The following is a 17,040-nucleotide window of genomic DNA, read 5'->3' as shown; positions in this document are numbered from 1 at the left end:
TCAGGTGCGCAGGTAGGAGGCCCCGTTGATATCGAGGATCGCGCCCGAGCTCCAAGTAGCAGAGGGTGAGGCCAGATAGGCGACGGCGGAGGCGACCTCCTCGGGATTCGCAACCCGACCGAACGGGCTTTGGGCTCGGATGGCCGCGCCCTCAGCGCCACGAAGCCGCTCGGCGATGCGCTCAGTTTCGACGAAACCCGGCGCCACCGCAGCAACCGCAATGCCGTGGGGCGCAAGCGAAACCGCAAGCGATTGGGTGAGCGCGTGCAGCGCTGCCTTGCTGGAGCCATAAGCCGGACGATCGGGCTCGCCACAGAACGCTGCCCGCGACCCTACGCTGACAATACGTCCCGCCCGCTTGGTATCGATCATGTGCCGACCGGCACAGTAGCTGACGTTGGCAGCTGCGAACAGGTTTACAGCGAAGGTGTCCCGCCAAGCCTGCTGCCAGTCCGCATAGGAGGTCTCGGGAAGCGGGTGGGGAATTATCACCGCGGAATTATTGATCACAACGTCGAGCCCGCCGAGAGCCTCGATGGACGCGGTCACCACAGCCTCCGCGCACATCGGATCGCTCAGGTCGCCATCAACAAGCACATGCCCCTGTCCAGTCAGCCCGCTGAGGGTGACCTGAGCATCCTCCCGACGGCTGGAGTAGTGCACCGCGACCCGGTCGCCCCGCCGCGCGAACGCCGTGGCGATCGCGCGACCGATCCCTCGGGACGCACCCGTGACCAAAACTCCGCGACTCATACTGCGAACACCTGCGATTCATCCCGGAACGCCTTGAATTCCAATGCGTTGCCGGACGGGTCGAGGAAGAACATCGTCCACTGCTCCCCCGGCTCACCCTCAAACCGCAGATACGGCTCGATCACGAACGTGGTGCATGCGGCCTCGAGTCGTTCCGCCAGTTCGCGGAAGGCCGGAATAGGCAGAATGAGCCCGAAGTGCGGCACCGGCACAGCATGACCGTCAACTAGGTTGCGCGCCACCACCTGGCGGCCATCACTAGCGACGTGCGTGACGAGCTGGTGGCCGTAGAGGTTCCAATCCACCCATTTCTCGCCGGAACGACCTTCAGGAAATCCGAGAACGCCGCCGTAGAACTCGCGCGCCTTTCCCAGGTCATCGACCGGTATGGCGAGATGGAAGCCTGGCCGTGCCATGCATTTTTCCCTTCGACGAGGCCGCAGATCGCTTGATCTGACAGGTAAGGTGTTACACGTAGGACCTCACATGGCACTGTACCTCAGTCCTCGCGTGCCCGCCAGGCTGGACTGCTGCACCTCGTGGACGGCACTAGCAGCCAGCGGCCCGCCCCCGGGGTTAGGCAGAACCTCGATCCGCTTCCGTGGGAACTGACCTACTCGTTCGGACGGGCTCTGGTCGGGCCGACTCTGGAGACGTGGCGGGGCAACCACGGCAAGCGGTGATGCCGCCCAGAGGGCGCTCTCCGAGCGAGCTGTCGCGAACGCCGCAGCACCCGCTTGAGAGCAAAGGCTGATCGCCCGATGTGTCAGTCATGCGCGCTGGCGACTTGAAATATAAGGAGCACGACCGGATCGGCAACGTAGTCGCCGATCCGGTCGGTGTCCAAGCCCCTTATGCGAACGCCTGCCCGAATACGTCAGGACACTGCCTCGCGGCACGACCGGCGAACGTCAGCCACCGGCCCCACCTCGCACGCTGATGCCGTTCGGCTGTCTGGAGGCCATGAGCCCGCTAGCATGACCGAGACGGCTCCGTGCTGTCACGGTCCGCAGGTCATCGACCCTGGCGAACGCTGGGGAAATCTACCCAGGAAATGTTCATGTGCCGCAGCATCAAGACTCTCCGCCCACCCTACGCCGAGGAGGTCACCGACGGTGACATCCGGGCAGCGGCGTTGCAGTACGTGCGCAAGATCTCCGGATTCCGCAAGCCCGCCGCGCACAACGCTGCCGCTTTCGAGCAGGCGGTGGATGACATCGAGAAGGCCACGGCGGCATTGCTGGCGTCACTGGAGGTGCGCGGCGCTCGGTAATCTCGGCGAAGCGCCGGGCGACGACATCCGCGCTGCCCTCTCGGCCTGACGGCTGCCATCCTTGTCCGGCAAGGGTTTCTCGCCGAACCGCCGGTGTGCTCCCGGCGATGGCAGCCGGTCAGTCGAGCAGAGCGATGTCGGACGGGTGCCGCGCCAGCGGGGTCACCTCGATGGTCATGTAGGGGAACAGCGGGAGATTCCAGAGGATTTCGTGCAGCCGGTCGTTGTCGGCCACGTCGAAGATGCTCAGGTTCGAGTACCTGCCGACGCAGCGCCAGATGTGCACCCACTCCCCAGCCTGCTGCAACTCCTGCGAGTAAGCCTTCTCCCGCGCGAGGGTGTCGGCTTTGACGGCCGGATCCATCTCGACCGGGAGGTCGATGTCCATCTGCACCGCGAACAGCACGGTTCATCCTTCCCAAATTCATTCGTCGCGAGCGGGGCCCCGGTTGCCAACTTGGTCAGCTGTGCCCGCACTGGACGCACTCTCTAGTTTGATCGATCACTGTGGGTCGAGCACGAAGTCGTAGGTGACCTCCTTGCCGCTGCCGTCGGGCTTCGGCCGGGGGTCGAGGATCAGTTCCGGCTTGACGGCTTGCGCGATGTCGTCGGCGACGTGGGAGCCGCCCTTGAAGTACAGCTGCGTGGTGATCAGCCGGTGGCCGGGCGCGGAGACCTTCAGGTGCAGGTGCGCGGGACGCCAGGCGTGCCAGCCCGCCGCGGCGATCAGCGTGCCGCACGCACCGTCGGTGGGAATCTGGTACGGGGCCGGCTGGATGGTGTGGATCTTGAACCGGCCCTGCTCGTCGGCGACCACGGTCCCGCGCAGGTTCCACTCCGGCAGGCCGGGCGCGTACTGCGAGTAGTACCCGAGGTCATCGGCGTGCCACATCTCCACCTTCGCCCCGGCCAGCGCCTGGCCGGACGAGCCGGTGACCCGGCCCTGGAACAGCAGCGGGGTGCCCGGCTCGTCCGGGCGCATCGGCAGGGTCGCCTCGGCGGGCAGTTCCGGCGAGCCCGGCACGTAGTACGGACCTTCGATGGTGCCCTTGGAGCCCTGCCGGTCCTCGTTGGCCACCTCCTCGACCACGTGCTCAATCCACACGTCCAGGAACAGCGGCCACTCGCCGTCCTGGCCCACCTGGATCAGCCATGCCTTGAGCGCGTCGTACTCGTCGTAGGTGACCTTGTGCCGCCAGATCACGTCGTGCACCGCCCGGATGACCTCGGTGGCCAGCGCGTCGACCCGCTCCTTGCTGGTGGCGGCGGTTGTCTTCTTCTCCTGGAAGCGCTGGGTGGCCGCCGCACCCGAGGCGGCGGCGGTCGCGGTCTGCTCGGAGAGGTTCGTTGTCATGTCACTGTTTCCTTTGCTCAACAACGTTGTCGATGCTGCTTTCCGGCTCAGCCGTCCTGGCGGTAGTGCGCAAGCTTGTCGGGGTCGATGTCGATGCCGATACCCGGCCCCGGGCGGACCGGCACGGCGCCGCCATTGATCCGGATCGGCTCGGTGAGCAGGTCGTCGCTCATGTCCAGGAAGTTGGACAGCTCCCCCGCCCGCTGCGCGGTCAGCCGGTAGGCGGCGCCGAAGGCGACGCCGCACATGGTGCCGATCTGCCCGTCAATCTGGTTGCCCAGCACCACTTCCACGCCCAGCCCTTCGCACTGGAACAGCACGCGCTGCGAGGTGGTAAAGCCCGTGCGGGCGGTCTTGATGCTGATGGCGGTGGCCGAGCCGCCGAGCAGTTCGCGGGTGACCTCGCCCGGGTCGGTGGCGCTTTCGTCTGCCACGAAAGGGATCTCGCAGCGCTGTACCAGCCAGCGCCGACCGAGCACGTCGTCGGCCGGGCAGAGCTCCTCGGCGAGGGTGAGCCCGAGGTCGGACATCTCCTGCAGGGCGCGGGCGGATTCCGATGCGGTCCAGCCCCGGTTGCCGTCGACGTAGAGCTCGACGTCGTCGCCGAGCCCGGCCCGCAGCGCCCGGCAGGCTTCAACGTCCACTGTGTACGGTCTGCGGCCGACCTTGACCTTGAAGGTGGTGATGCCGTATTCGGCGCGGATCCGCTCGGCCTCGGCCACCATCTGCTCCGGGGCGGCGAAGCCGACCATGTGCGAGACCCGCATGCGGTCGGTGTAGCCGCCGAGCAGATCTGTCACCGGCTGCCCGAGCGACTTGCCGATAACGTCCCACAACGCCATGTCCAGCGCCGCCTTGGCCGTCGGATTGCCCACCGTGCGGTGCAGCCGCGCATGGATGGCCTCCCGCTCCAGCGCCGACATGCCCACTACTTCGGGAGCGAACAGCTTGTCGATCATCGCGACGATGGATTCCTGCGTCTCGCCGTAGGTGAATGGCCGCGGCGGCGCCTCGGCGACTCCGACCAGCCCGTCGTCGGTGTGCACCCGCACCAGCACATGCTCGGCGGCGTGCACCTCGCCGCTGGCGAAGCGCAGCGGCTTGCGGTACGGGATGGCGAAGGGGATCGCCTCAACTCGCGTGATCTTCACGGGTTTCCTCGGTGTCGTCGATGGCGTCGATGTCGCGGCAGATGAACACGTCGTTGGCGGCGAGCGCGGTCAGCAGGTTGCGCAGCAGCGGGGATTCGTCGTCGGCGCGCCAGGCCAGCGCCAATTCGACACATTCGGCGTCGGGCACCGGCAGGAAAACCACGCCCTCCAGCGGGATCGCCTGCACCGAGGCCGGGGCGAGCGCCACCCCGAGCCCGGCGGCGACGAGCGCCACCTGGATGGATGCCTCCCCGATCTCGTGCGCGCAGTGCGGGTAGAACCCGGCCGCCAGGCAGCTGCGCACCACCGCGTCGTTGACCACCGACCGCAGCGACGCCGAGTACATGATGAATTGCTCCGCCCGCAGCTGCGCCATGCCGACCTCCGTTTCGCCGGCCAGCGGGTGGTTGGCGGGCAGCACCAGCACCAGCGGCTCCCGGGCGATGGTGCGGTGCACGATGCCGTCCTCCCGGGTCGGCGGGCGCAGCATCCCGACGTCGATGCCGTTGCCCAGCAACGACTTCTCCTGCGCCGGGGTGAGCATGTCCGGGTGGATCTCCAGCTCGACCCCTGGCAGGTCGCGCTTGACGATGTGCGCCAGGCGCGGCAGCTGCCGGTAGGACGCCGACCCGGTCAGCCCGAGCCGGAGCACGCCGTGGCACCCGTCGGCAAGCCGCTTGGCGCGCCGCGCGGCGTCCTCGATCGATTTCAGGATGCGCAGCGCGTCCTCGTAGAAGGCCGCGCCCGCCGAGGTCAGCTGCACCTGCCGGGTGGTACGGGCGAACAGCTCGGCACCGAGCTCGGCCTCCAGCTGGCGGATCGCCTGCGAAAGCGGGGGTTGCGCCATGTTCAGCCGCGTGGCCGCCCGGCCGAAGTGGCGGGTCTCGGCGACGGCGACGAAGTAACGCAGATGTCGCAGCTCCACCGCCGCACCTCCTGCCATGTGGCCGCGGCCACAGCGCCGTCCGTTCAGCCCAGCGTAGGTCCGCTATTCAGCTCGAACAAATACTCATTCGCGATCGATTGGTATGCGACGGATATCAGTGGGGCCTAGGTCGGGACTGGGTGTTTTCCCGTCGTGATTCAGGCCACGGTCATGCCAGCGTCTTCGGCAAACCCCCGGACACCGACGTCCGCAGGCGGGCACCACAGCCCGCCGGAACAGGAGGCACCATGTCCGAAGCGCTGGAACGCATCCGGACCACTCTCGCCGACGCGCTGGTGGAGGACCCCGAGCGCGGCATCTACCGCGCCAAGCGCAGCATCTTCACCGACCCGGAACTCTTCGAGCTGGAGCTGACGCACATCTTCGAGGGCAACTGGATCTACCTGGCGCACGAGAGCCAGATCCCCGGGATCGGCGATTACTTCACCACCCACATCGGCCGCCAGCCGGTGGTGATCACCCGGGACAAGCAGGGGCAGCTCAATGCGCTGCTCAACGCCTGCAGCCACCGCGGCGCCATGCTCTGTCGCCGCAAGCGGGACAACCGCACCACGCTCACCTGCCCGTTCCACGGCTGGACCTTCAGCAACAACGGCAAGCTGCTGAAGGTCAAGGACCCGCGCGACGCCGGTTACCCCGAGCAGTTCAACACCGCCGGATCGCACGACCTGACCAGGGTGGCCCGGTTCGAAAGCTACCGGGGCTTCCTGTTCGGCAGCCTCAACCCGGACGTCAAGCCGCTGGCCGAACACCTCGGCGAGGCGGCCAAGATCATCGACATGGTGGTCGACCAGTCCACGGAGGGCCTGGAGGTGCTGCGCGGTGCCTCCACCTACGTCTTCGACGGCAACTGGAAGCTGCAAGCCGAAAACGGCGCCGACGGCTATCACGTCTCGGCCACGCACTGGAACTACGCCGCGACCACCGCCCGCCGCACCTCGGGGGAATCCAGCAACAACACCAAAAACATGGACGCCGGCACCTGGTCGCGGCAGAAGGGCGGGTTCTACTCCTTCGAGCACGGGCACCTGCTGCTGTGGACAGAGTGGGCCGACCCCCGCCATCGATCGCTGAACGAGAAGCGCGACGAGTTGGTGGCGCGGTACGGCGCGGACCGGGCGAACTGGATGATCGGCTACTCGCGCAACCTGTGCCTGTACCCGAATGTCTACCTGATGGACCAGTTCAGCTCGCAGATCCGGCACTTCCGGCCGATCTCGGTGGACAAGACCGAGGTCACGATCTACTGCATCGCGCCCAAGGGCGAGAGCGCCGCGGCCCGCACCAACCGGATCCGCCAATACGAGGACTTCTTCAACGCCACCGGCATGGCCACCCCGGATGACCTGGAGGAGTTCCGGGCCTGCCAGCACACCTACCGGGCCACCGCCGCCCCGTGGAACGACCTCAGCCGCGGCGCGGCGCACCAGATCGCCGGTGCCGACGAGGACGCCGAACGCCTCGGCATCGCGCCGATCGCCAGCGGGGTACGCACCGAGGACGAGGGCCTGTACCCGATCCAGCATGGCTACTGGCTCGACACGATGCGCGCCGCCGTCGATTCCGTTGCAGCCCAGGCAAACCGGTGATGCCGTGACACGAGCGCGGCCGCCTGGTTCGCCGAGACAGCCTGCACCGCCGCCCGAACCGCCAAGCAAAGCGAGCCCAGGAACGGGATTTGAGATGACTACCGCGATCGAAACCGTGACCACCGAAGCCGTCCGCGAGTTCCTGTACCGGGAGGCGCGCTACCTCGACGACCGCGAGTTCGAGCGGTGGCTGGAGTGCTACCACGAGGACGCCGAGTTCTGGATGCCCGCGTGGGACGACGATGACGAGCTGACCACCGATCCACAGACCGAGATCTCGCTGATCTACTACGCCAACCGAGGCGGCCTGGAGGACCGGGTGTTCCGGATCCGCACCGACCGGTCGGCGGCGACCAGCATCCCGGAACCGCGCACCGGCCACAACATCACCAACGTGGAGATCGTCGGGCGACGCGGTTCGCTCGTCGACGTGCGGTTCAACTGGTTCACCCTCTACTACCGCTACCACCACGTCGACACCTACTTCGGAACCTCGTTCTACACCATCGATTTCGGCGGCGAGCGACCGTTGATCACCGGCAAGCGGGTGGTGCTGAAGAACGACTACATCCACCACGTAGTGGACATCTACCACGTGTGAGGGGACGGGAATGAGCTATCAAGTGGCGTTGAGCTTCGAGGACGGGGTCACCAGGTTCATCACCTGCGGTCCACATGAGACGGTCGCCGAGGCATCCTACCGGTCGCGGATCAACATCCCGCTGGACTGCCGGGATGGTGCCTGCGGCACCTGCAAGTCGCGTTGCGTCTCCGGCGCTTACGACGGCGGCGACTACATCGAGGACGCGCTCACCGACGACGAGGCGGCCGAGGGTTTCGCCTTGCCGTGCCAGATGACGCCGCACAGCGACCTGGTCTTGGAGATCCCGGCCACCTCGGCGTTCGCCAAGACCGGAGCGGCCACGCACGCCGGATCGATCATCGAGCTCCAGCGGCTGTCGGCCAGCACGGCTGCCCTCACGGTGGAACTCGACGATCGCGATCAGCTGGCGTTCCTGCCCGGCCAGTACGTGAACGTGACCGTTCCCGGCACCGAGGCGACCAGGTCGTATTCGTTTCGCACCGGACCGGCCGAGAAGGCGGTGTCGTTCCTGGTCCGCATCACCGAGGGCGGGGCGATGTCGGATTACCTCGGCGACCGTGCCGAGGTCGGCGACCGGCTCGAATTCGCCGGCCCGCTGGGGAGTTTCTTCCTCCGCGATCTGATCCGCCCGGTCCTGATGCTGGCCGGTGGCACCGGGTTGGCGCCGCTGCTGTCCATGTTGGAACGGCTAACCGACGCCGAAGTGACGCATCCGGTACACCTGATCTACGGCGTCAGCAGCGATACCGACCTGGTAGAGCTGGACAAGCTGAGCGCATATGCCGAGGCGATTCCGCGATTCAGCTTCGATTACTGCGTCGCCGACGAAACCAGCAGCGCCCCCAACAAGGGCTATGTGACCGGCCTGCTCACGCCGGAGGTCCTGCACGGCGGCGAGGTCGACGTCTACCTCTGCGGACCGCCGCCGATGGTCGAGGCGGTGCGCGGCCACCTGCGGGAGTCCGGGCTCAACCCGGCGAATTTCTACACCGAGAAGTTCACTGTCGCGGCGGAGGTGGGCCGGTGAGCGCGGGTCGCTTCGCGGGCCTGGCGGTGGTCGTTACCGGGGCCGCGCAGGGCATTGGCCGAGCGGTGGCGGAGCGGTTGTTCGCCGAATCCGCCGAGGTCGTGCTGGTGGACCGGGCCGAGCTGGTCTACGAGGTGGCCGGGGAGCTGATCTCCGGTGGCCGCAAGGCGCACGCCGTGATCGCCGACCTGGAGCGGTTCACCGGGGCGGAAGCGGCGATGGTCCGCAGCCACGAATTGCATGGTGGCATCGACGTGCTGATCAACACGGTTGGCGGCACGATCTGGGCGAAGCCCTTCGAGCACTACCCGCCGGCGCAGATCGAGGCGGAGATCCGGCGGTCGCTGCTGCCGACCCTGTGGTGCTGCCGGGCTGTTCTGCCGTACCTGGTCGAACAGCGGCACGGCACGATCGTGAACGTCTCCTCGGTGGCCACTCGCGGCGTCAACCGGGTGCCGTACGCGGCGGCGAAAGGCGGAGTCAATGCGTTGACCACGGCCCTTGCCGTGGAAGCCGCGGAGTACGGGATCCGGGTGGTGGCCACCGCGCCGGGCGGGACCGACGCGCCGCCGCGCCGCATCGCGCGCGGGCCGGCGGCCGAGACCGACCAAGAGAAGCAGTGGTATCGCGAGGTCGTGGACCAGACCGTCGCCTCGTCGCTGATGCGGCGCTACGGCACGCTGGAAGAGCAGGCGGCGGCGATCGCGTTCCTCGCCTCCCCCGATGCCTCCTACATCACCGGGACCGTGCTCCCGGTCGCCGGCGGCGACCTCGGATGAGCGCGCTGCGGCGAACTAGATTGGACAAATGACCGGGCACGCCGAGTTGGTCGGCCGGCAGCGCGAGCTGGCCGACCTGGACCGGCTGCTCGCGCGGCCGCCCGGTTTCGCGGTGCTGGAAGGCCCGGCCGGGATCGGCAAGACCGCCGTGGTCGAGCACTTCCTGTCCCTGCAACGCCGGCCCCGCGTGGCGCGGGCGGTCGGCCTGCCGTGGGAGCAGCCGACCGCCTTCGGCGTGATTGACCAATTGCTGCGCGGATTCGAGGCGCCTCGGGACGCCGCCGGATTGCTCGCCTGGTGCGATGCCGGGCCCGGCATCGTGGTCGTCGACGACGCCCAGTGGGCGGACATCGAGTCGCTGCGCGCGTTGCTGTCGGTCTTCCGCCGGCTCACGACGGAGCAGGTCCTGATCATCCTGATCGCGCGCGAGCTGCCCGCCGCGGTGCGGCACGGCGTGATCGTGCCCGTCGGGCCGCTGGCACCGGCCGAGGTGCGGACGCTGGCGATGGTGTACGCCGGGCGCGACCTGAATGTGCCTACCGCGCACGAACTCGCCGCGCACACCGGTGGAAATCCCCGCCACATCCGGGATCTGCTCGACGAGCTCCCGCCGGAGAGCTGGTCGGGATGGCACCCGGGGTTACCCGCGCCCAAGGCCGTGGCCGCCGACGTCATCCGCAGGTTGCACGCGTGTTCCGCGGCGACTCGTAAGTTGGTCGAGGCGGCTGCGGTGCTCGGCGGCACCGTGCCGGTCGCGGCAGCCGCCGGACTCGCCGGCATCGATAACCCCGTCGCGGCGCTGGACGAGGCCCGCGCGAGCGGTCTCGTCGACACCGTGCCGGGCCACGGCATGATGACGTTGGCGTTTCCGGATCCGTTGGTGCACGCCGCGATTTACCACGACGTGCCCCCGCTGGTGCGGTACGGCCTGCACGGCACGGCGGCGCAGCTGGCCGAGGACGACTCCGTTCGACTGAAGCACCTGGTGGCGCAGGCCCCGGCCCCGGATGCCGCGCTGGCCGACGAACTCGATGACTTCGCCGCCCGGCAGGCCGGGCTCGGCGCATGGTCGGTGGCCGGACAAGCGCTGATCGACGCCAGTCGGCTCAGCCCGGCCAAGGCAGACCGCGAGCACCGCCTGGTCCGCGCGGTCGACGCGTTGGTGGGCGCCGGGGATCTCGGGCAGGCGAGCGCGTTCTCGGCGCAGATCGAGAGCTTTCCGGCCGGCCCGCTGCGCGACGCCGTGCTCGGTTACCTGGCTATCCAGCGGGGCCGCCCGGCCGAGGCCGAGCTGCTGCTGACCCGAGCATGGGGGGCGTGCCGGCCCGGCCGCGAGCCGGAGACGGCCGCGCTGATCTGCCAGCGGCGGGTGCTGCACTCGCTGAGCCGCTGGCATGGCCCCGACCTGGTCGCCTGGGGGCAGCGCGCGGTGACGCTGGCCGATCCGCAGGACCCGGCGGCGGTGGAGTCGGAGGCGATCATGGGTCTGGGCCTGGCCGCGACCGGGCGGATCCAGCAGGCGAAGGACACCTACCACGACCTGGTGGCGCGGGTGAGCCAAGGCGCGCAGTCGCAGCGGGTGCGGATGGGCAAGGGCTGGCTGGACCTGGCGCTGGACGACCCGCTGACCGCGCGCCGCGAACTGGAGATCGCGGTGCCCACCGAATACCGGATGGGTGCCCTGCGGATCTCGCTGTGGGCGCAGGCATGGCTGGCGCGCGCCGACTTCGCGCTGGGCTCCTGGGACGAAGCGCTGCAAACGGTCAACCGCGCGGCCGTGCAGCTGGCCGAAACCGGCCTGGAACTCGTGCGACCGCTGGTGCACTGGACGGGCGCGCAGATTCAAGCACTGCGCGGGGATTTCGACGCGGCGCAAGCCCATCTGCGGCTGGGCTCGGCGTCGACGCACAACTACGAGATCATGGTGATCCCGGCGTGCATGGCTCGGGCGCACTTCGCCGAAGCCCGATCCGACTACGAAGGCGTGCTGCGCGCACTGGAGCCGGTGGCCCAGTTGTGGCCCCGGCAGGGCGTGGACGAGCCGGGGTTCTGGCCGTGGCCGGACGTCTACGGCAACGCGCTGGTCATGACCAACCGGGTGGCCGAGGCGGATGAGTTCCTGGCGCCGCACGAAGCGTTGGCGGTCGAGCGCGGACATCGGTCGGCGCTGGCCCGGCTGGGCTACGTACGCGGCCGGATCCTGGGCGCGACCGGCGATGTCGACGCTGCGAAGAAGTCTTTCGAAGCCTCCCTCGCACACCTCAGAACGCTGCCGCTGCCTTACGAACGCGCCCGGGTGCACTTCGCCTACGGCCAAACCCTGCGCCGGGCCGGGAAACGCAAGGAAGCCGACGTCGTCCTGCGACGAGCGCGGGACGGCTACGCGGCGCTGGGTGCGACGACCTACGTGGTGCGCTGCGACCGAGAACTGAAGGCAGGCGGGCTGCATCCGAAGCGGGTCGGCGTCGACCTCACCGAACTCACGCCCCAGGAGCAGGCGGTGGCCAAGCTGGTGGCGGCGGGCCTGACCAACAAGCAGGTCGGCGTCGAGCTGTTCGTATCGGTGAAGACGGTGCAGTTCCACCTGACCCGGATCTACGCCAAGCTCGGCATCCGCTCCCGCAGCGAACTCGCCGCCCGCTTCCACACCCGGCCCTGCGGCTGAAACAGCGTCCCCACCGCGCGACTACCTGACCGCGCAGCGCCCCGACCTCGACGTCCACGAGCTCGACGCGAGCCACGGCATGGTCTCGAAAAGCCCGCCGAAATAAGCCGAAATCGTCCTGGAATTCCTGGATCCGCGACTGGACCACGGCGCGCGCGGGCCGCAGAATCGGACACGGTAACCGACACCGGGAGTTGATGGGCTTGCAGACCGCGACGGCCGTGCTGAATGACGTCCAAGTGCACTACTGCACCAATGGTTGCGGCCCCGCCGTGGTGTTCGTGCACGGCCTTGCCGAGGACCACGGCAGTTGGCGGCATCAGCAGCAAGAGTTCGCCGACCATCGCACGTACGCCTACGACCTGCGCGGACACGGCAACAGCACGCTCGGCGAAGCCGAGGGGTCCCTGGGCCAGCTGCGCGACGACCTGGTCGCCTTCCTTTCCGAGGTTTCCGGACCAGCGGTGTGCGTGGGGTTCTCGCTGGGCGGCACAGTGGTGCTCTCGGCCGCGGCGCAACGACCGGACCTGGTCACGGGCGTCGTCGTCCTGGGGACGTCCTCGGTCGTCGGGCGGACCGCCGCCGAGTTCTACCTCCGGCGGGCCGAGCAGGCCACGGATCCGGGAGAAGTGCTGGAATCGCTGCGCGAGGACACCAGCGCAATGGTGACCGACTCCACAGTGGACATCGCCGAACTGGTAGCGAAGCGCGGGGAGGCGATCGGCGACGGCCGCGGCTATGCCAACGCGGCAACCGCGATGGCGGGCCTGCGCGGGAACCCGCTGACCCCAGAGCTGGCGGCGATCAATTGTCCGGTGACCGTGATCGGTGGCGAGAACGACGCTTTCTGTCCGCGCAAAGCGGCGGACATCCTCCTCGACGCCCTCCCCCACGCCACGTACCGTGAGATCCCCAACGCCGGCCACCTGATGAACGTGGACAACCGGCACGCGGTGACCACCGCGCTGCGCCATGCGCTGACAGACCGGTAGCCGACCCAGCCGCGAATCAATGGAAATCGCCCAAGTGTCCTCTTAGGACACCAAATCCCGGACCCGGACCCAGCGGGCGAGCCGCGCCTCCAGTCGGTCGGCCAACTCGCTCATGATCTTGGCATAGCTGGCACCAGCGTGCCGACCGCGCTGGTCGCCTGGACCGGGCGAAGCGCGCGCCGTCAACGAACCGGCGGCGACGAGCAGCGCGGTAGCGGCTCGGATCTTGTGACGCACACCAACCTCCCCAATTTTGTAAGGCTAGGCTAACCTAGCAACTGACTTCGGGAGGTTTCGGATGGCAACGACTCGGACCGGGCAGACGATCGAGCACAAGCCGGCCTATCGGCTGTTCCCCGTCCAGGTCGCACGGGTGCACCGGCTCGGCCCCACCTTCGTCCGGCTGACCTTCGCCGCGGAGTGCCTGCGCTCGTTCGGCGCGGGCGGGGCCGACCAACGGATCAAGCTGGCGCTGCCGCAACCCGGCCGCACCCTGGCGGATTTCCCGGACGGGCCCGATTGGTACCAGCGGTGGCTGGCGCAGCCCGAAGAGATCCGGCCGCACCTGCGCACCTACACGGTCCGCGCCTACCGACCCGAGCCCGCGGAACTCGATGTCGACTTCGTGCTGCACGGCGGCCCGGGCCACGGCGGCCCGGCCTCCACATGGGCGGCGACGGCGCGGCCGGGCGACGAGATCGGCCTGCTCGGCCCCGACCGGCCGGGCACCGGTCGCATGTGGGGTTGTGAATGGGCACCACCCGCGTCGGCCCGTCAGCTGGTGCTGGCGGGCGACGAAACCGCCTTGCCCGCCGTCGCCGCCATCGTCGAATCTCTGCCGCCGAGCGCGCGGGGCATCGTCTGCCTGGAGGTGCCCGAGGAGCATGACCGTCAGGAGTGGACCGTGCCCGACGGCGTCGAGGTGCGCTGGTTTGCCCGCCGCGCGACGGTGCCACACGGAAGGCTGCTGGAAGCGGGCGTCGCCACGGCACTGGACGAGCTGCACCTGCGAGCGCGCGGCGACGTAGCCGAACTCGACGACATCAACGTGGATACCTCGCTGCTGTGGGAGGTCCCCGATACCTCTGCCTCGCCCGGGCGGTTCTATGGCTGGCTGGCCGGCGAGGCGGCCGTGATCAAACGACTGCGCCGGATGCTGGTCAACGACTACGGCATCCCCAAGCAGGCTGTCGCGTTCATGGGCTACTGGCGCGAAGGCCGCTGCTGATCTCCGGTTCTGTCGGTGACCTCGGTTACTGTCCTGGTGAGCGTTGGCGGGGCTCGCGCGAGCGGTCGGTGGCGTTCTAAAGTCGCAGGACAGAGAGCCGAAAGGGCGTAGGTATGGCTGCCACCACCGTGGTCACCGATGATTTCGTCGCGCAGGCCGACCCGTACCGGCGGGAACTGCTGGCGCACTGCTACCGGATGCTCGGCTCGGTGCACGACGCCGAGGATCTCGTGCAGGAGACCTACCTGCGCGCTTGGCGTGCGTATGACCGGTTCGAGGGCCGCTCGTCGCTGCGCACCTGGCTCTACCGGATCGCCACCACGACCTGCCTGACCGCGTTGGAGAACCGGAAGCGGCGGCCGCTGCCGACCGGCCTGGGCGGGCCCAGCGACATCCCGGGCGACGAGCTGGTCGAGTTACCCGAGGTGCCGTGGCTGGAGCCGATCCCGGACGCCATGATCACCCACGCGCACACCGATCCGGCGGCGATCGTCGGTGCGCGGGAGAGCACCCGGCTGGCGTTCATCGCCGCGCTGCAACACCTGCCCGCCCGGCAGCGCGCGGTGCTGATCCTGCGCGACGTGCTGAAGTGGAAGGCCTCCGAGGTCGCCGACACGCTCGGCACCAGCACCACCGCGGTCAACAGCGTGCTGCAGCGCGCCAGGGCACAACTCGACCAGGTCAAGCCTTCCGAGGACGACATCGTCGAGCCGCTGACCCCCGAACAGCAGAAGTTGCTCGAACGCTACGTGGCGGCGTTCGAGGCCAAAGACATCCCCGCCATCGTGCAGTTGTTCACCGAAGACGCGGTCTGGGAGATGCCGCCGTTCACGAACTGGGTGCGCGGTGCCGCGCAGATCGGCCGCCTGGTGGACCTCAAGTGCCCGGCCGGGCCGGGCGACATGCGGCTGCTGCCGGCCCGGGCGAACGGCCAGGTCGCCTTCGGCGTGTACATGCGCGGATCCGACGACGTGTTCCGGCCGTTCCACCTCCAGGTGCTCGACTTCGACGGCGCGAAGGTCAGGCACACCGTCGCGTTCTTCGACGTCAGCAGGTTCCCCGCGTTCGGCCTGCCCACCACCTATCCGCACTGAGTTTCGCCCGGAACCGATGCTGGCCCAAACCGTCGAACAGGCGTGCACTCGTTCTTGCCACTTCTACGATCCGCGGTGAAGTCACTCATGCCATAGGCCTCATGGTCCACATCGGACAGAATGGTTCCGCACCAGGTTCGCCACCCCAGGCACGGAGAAGTAGAGTTCACGTCGGAGACGTATGGGCGCCTGGTGGCCCCCTCGGCCTTCAAAGCCGGTGGCACCGAGTACCTCGGTGCGGCGGGTTCGATTCCCGTCCGTCTCCGCATGAGAACCGGCCGCGGCCGTGCTGCAATGGGGGGCATGACCCGGCTCGAACCGATTCGCCTGACCCAGTACGCGCATGGGGGCGGCTGCGCCTGCAAGATTCCGCCGGGTGAGCTGGAATCCGTCCTCGGCGGCTTGGCGCCGACCGTCGAGGGGCCGCACGCCGAACTGCTCATCGGCCTGGAGACCGGCGACGACGCGGCCGTGGTGCGGGTCGGCGGCGGGCCGGGAATCGTGGCTACCACTGACTTCTTCACCCCGGTGGTGGATGATCCCTACGACTGGGGCCGGATCGCGGCTACGAACGCGCTGTCCGATGTGTACGCGATGGGCGGCACCCCGATCCTCGCGGTGAACTTGCTCGGCTGGCCGCGCGACCTGCTGCCGTTCGAGCTGGCCGCCGAGGTGCTGCGCGGCGGCTGCGATGCCGCCGGGGCGGCCGGTTGCCACGTCGGTGGGGGGCACAGCGTCGATGATCCCGAACCCAAGTACGGCCTGGCGGTCACCGGCCTGGTCGACCCGGATCGGTTGCTGCGCAACGACACCGCACGCCCGGGACTGCCGCTGTCGCTGACCAAACCGCTCGGCATCGGCGTGCTCAACACCCGGCACAAGAGCACTGGTGAACGCTTCGAGCAGGCAATCGCGGCGATGACGACGCTCAACCGGGACGCCGCGGTGGCGGCATCGCGGGCGGGGGTGGTGTGTGCCACCGATGTGACCGGGTTCGGGTTGCTCGGCCACCTGTACAAGACGATGCGCGCTTCCGGGGCCGCCGCTGAGATCGACATCGCCGCGGTGCCGTACCTCGACGGCGCGCGGGAGGCGGTGCGGGCAGGCTACGTCAGCGGCGGCACCCGCCGGAATCTCGACTGGGTCCGCCCGCACCTCGATCCCGGCCCGGCGCCGGGGGAGGAGTTGCTCCTGCTCGCCGACGCCCAGACCTCGGGCGGGCTGCTCGTGGTCGGGGAGATCCCCGGCGCACCGGTCATCGGCCGGGTGTTGCCCGCCGGCGCTGCGACGATCGCGCTGCGCTGACGCCGTCTTAGGCCCACATCGTGGGCAGTTGCGTCGATCCGTTGACGCTTCCCGGTCGCCCTTCTAGCGTTCTGGTCATGGCGAAGCCGGTGCAGTTGGTCACCAGGGACCACGTGGACCTCCTCCGGGTCACCTCCGCCGCCTGTTCGCGGCACTGAGCCTTTCACTGCCGGGCTTTCCGCAGCCCTTCACCCAGTGAAACCGACGTCGCCCCGCTCTTCGAACGCTCCCGCACATGAATCCACTGTGGGCGATTTCAATGGAGATCAGCACGCTGGTT

At 68.5% G+C, this 17,040-nt stretch carries 17 protein-coding genes and 1 tRNA gene; 11 read left to right on the top strand and 7 right to left on the bottom strand.

What is annotated here, in order from left to right; translation table 11 throughout:
- Both BJ970_RS35675 and BJ970_RS35670 read right to left on the bottom strand, forming a co-directional pair.
- Window positions 1-753, bottom strand: coding sequence for an SDR family NAD(P)-dependent oxidoreductase (locus tag BJ970_RS35675; RefSeq protein WP_184732795.1), 753 nt, complete (start codon window positions 751-753; stop codon window positions 1-3).
- On the bottom strand, window positions 750-1,169 hold the full coding sequence (locus tag BJ970_RS35670) for a VOC family protein (RefSeq protein ID WP_184732793.1): 420 nt from the start codon (window positions 1,167-1,169) through the stop codon (window positions 750-752). Before BJ970_RS35670 ends, BJ970_RS35675 begins: the two co-directional genes overlap by 4 nt.
- Window positions 1,170-1,813: 644 nt before the next feature.
- On the opposite strand from BJ970_RS35670, the gene BJ970_RS35665 reads away from it, so the two are divergent.
- Entirely contained in the window at window positions 1,814-2,026 is a 213-nt protein-coding gene (locus BJ970_RS35665) for a DUF2277 domain-containing protein (RefSeq protein WP_184732792.1), read from the top strand.
- A gap of 118 nt (window positions 2,027-2,144) precedes the next feature.
- Here BJ970_RS35665 and catC read toward each other — a convergent pair whose 3' ends face one another.
- The 4 genes from catC to BJ970_RS35645 form a co-directional block, all read right to left on the bottom strand.
- Window positions 2,145-2,432 carry a muconolactone Delta-isomerase gene (catC, locus tag BJ970_RS35660; protein WP_312864647.1) on the bottom strand — a complete coding sequence of 96 codons (288 nt, stop codon included), beginning with the start codon at window positions 2,430-2,432 and terminating at the stop codon, window positions 2,145-2,147.
- Window positions 2,433-2,528: 96 nt separating this feature from the next.
- Window positions 2,529-3,380 (bottom strand): catechol 1,2-dioxygenase, encoded by an 852-nt coding sequence (catA, locus tag BJ970_RS35655; RefSeq protein WP_184732790.1) that lies wholly within the window; start codon window positions 3,378-3,380, stop codon window positions 2,529-2,531.
- A 47-nt stretch (window positions 3,381-3,427) separates the two neighbouring features.
- The gene (locus tag BJ970_RS35650; protein WP_184732788.1) at window positions 3,428-4,531 is read right to left on the bottom strand and encodes a mandelate racemase/muconate lactonizing enzyme family protein; all 1,104 of its coding nucleotides are present in this window, start codon (window positions 4,529-4,531) and stop codon (window positions 3,428-3,430) included.
- On the bottom strand, window positions 4,512-5,456 hold the full coding sequence (locus BJ970_RS35645; RefSeq protein ID WP_184732786.1) for a LysR substrate-binding domain-containing protein: 945 nt from the start codon (window positions 5,454-5,456) through the stop codon (window positions 4,512-4,514). Before BJ970_RS35645 ends, BJ970_RS35650 begins: the two co-directional genes overlap by 20 nt.
- Window positions 5,457-5,704: 248 nt before the next feature.
- Between BJ970_RS35645 and benA the strand changes: the two genes are divergently transcribed.
- From benA to BJ970_RS35615, 6 genes are all read left to right on the top strand, one after another.
- Entirely contained in the window at window positions 5,705-7,066 is a 1,362-nt protein-coding gene (gene benA / locus BJ970_RS35640; RefSeq protein WP_184732784.1) for a benzoate 1,2-dioxygenase large subunit, read from the top strand.
- 94 nt (window positions 7,067-7,160) lie between these two features.
- Entirely contained in the window at window positions 7,161-7,667 is a 507-nt protein-coding gene (gene benB, locus BJ970_RS35635) for a benzoate 1,2-dioxygenase small subunit (protein WP_184732782.1), read from the top strand.
- A 10-nt stretch (window positions 7,668-7,677) separates the two neighbouring features.
- Window positions 7,678-8,697: a benzoate 1,2-dioxygenase electron transfer component BenC gene (gene benC, locus BJ970_RS35630; protein ID WP_184732780.1), complete on the top strand. Its 1,020-nt coding sequence runs from the start codon at window positions 7,678-7,680 to the stop codon at window positions 8,695-8,697.
- Window positions 8,694-9,476: a 1,6-dihydroxycyclohexa-2,4-diene-1-carboxylate dehydrogenase gene (locus BJ970_RS35625; RefSeq protein WP_184732778.1), complete on the top strand. Its 783-nt coding sequence runs from the start codon at window positions 8,694-8,696 to the stop codon at window positions 9,474-9,476. The genes benC and BJ970_RS35625 overlap by 4 nt, the downstream gene beginning before the upstream one ends.
- Before the next feature lie 28 nt (window positions 9,477-9,504).
- Complete coding sequence (locus BJ970_RS35620; RefSeq protein WP_184732777.1) at window positions 9,505-12,141, top strand: helix-turn-helix transcriptional regulator; 2,637 nt, start codon at window positions 9,505-9,507, stop codon at window positions 12,139-12,141.
- A gap of 197 nt (window positions 12,142-12,338) precedes the next feature.
- Entirely contained in the window at window positions 12,339-13,133 is a 795-nt protein-coding gene (locus BJ970_RS35615) for an alpha/beta fold hydrolase (RefSeq protein ID WP_184732775.1), read from the top strand.
- Between the two features lie 42 nt (window positions 13,134-13,175).
- On the opposite strand, the gene BJ970_RS35610 is transcribed toward BJ970_RS35615, so the two are convergent.
- A complete protein-coding gene (locus tag BJ970_RS35610) occupies window positions 13,176-13,370 on the bottom strand; it encodes a hypothetical protein (protein WP_184732773.1) in 195 nt (64 codons plus the stop codon).
- 61 nt (window positions 13,371-13,431) lie between these two features.
- Here BJ970_RS35610 and BJ970_RS35605 point away from each other — a divergent pair, with 61 nt between their 5' ends.
- The 4 genes from BJ970_RS35605 (at window position 13,432) to selD (ending at window position 16,760) form a co-directional block, all read left to right on the top strand.
- On the top strand, window positions 13,432-14,361 hold the full coding sequence (locus BJ970_RS35605; RefSeq protein WP_184732771.1) for a siderophore-interacting protein: 930 nt from the start codon (window positions 13,432-13,434) through the stop codon (window positions 14,359-14,361).
- A gap of 113 nt (window positions 14,362-14,474) precedes the next feature.
- Window positions 14,475-15,455 carry a sigma-70 family RNA polymerase sigma factor gene (locus BJ970_RS35600; RefSeq protein ID WP_184732769.1) on the top strand — a complete coding sequence of 327 codons (981 nt, stop codon included), beginning with the start codon at window positions 14,475-14,477 and terminating at the stop codon, window positions 15,453-15,455.
- A gap of 173 nt (window positions 15,456-15,628) precedes the next feature.
- A tRNA-Sec gene (locus tag BJ970_RS35595) sits at window positions 15,629-15,723 on the top strand.
- Between the two features lie 35 nt (window positions 15,724-15,758).
- Complete coding sequence (gene selD / locus BJ970_RS35590) at window positions 15,759-16,760, top strand: selenide, water dikinase SelD (RefSeq protein ID WP_184732767.1); 1,002 nt, start codon at window positions 15,759-15,761, stop codon at window positions 16,758-16,760.
- Window positions 16,761-17,040: the final 280 nt, after the last annotated feature.

Source organism: Saccharopolyspora phatthalungensis, assembly GCF_014203395.1.
Lineage (GTDB): Bacteria > Actinomycetota > Actinomycetes > Mycobacteriales > Pseudonocardiaceae > Saccharopolyspora > Saccharopolyspora phatthalungensis.
The sequence above is the reverse complement of the archived record's forward strand: the minus strand, read 5'-3'. Positions and strand labels throughout refer to the sequence as shown.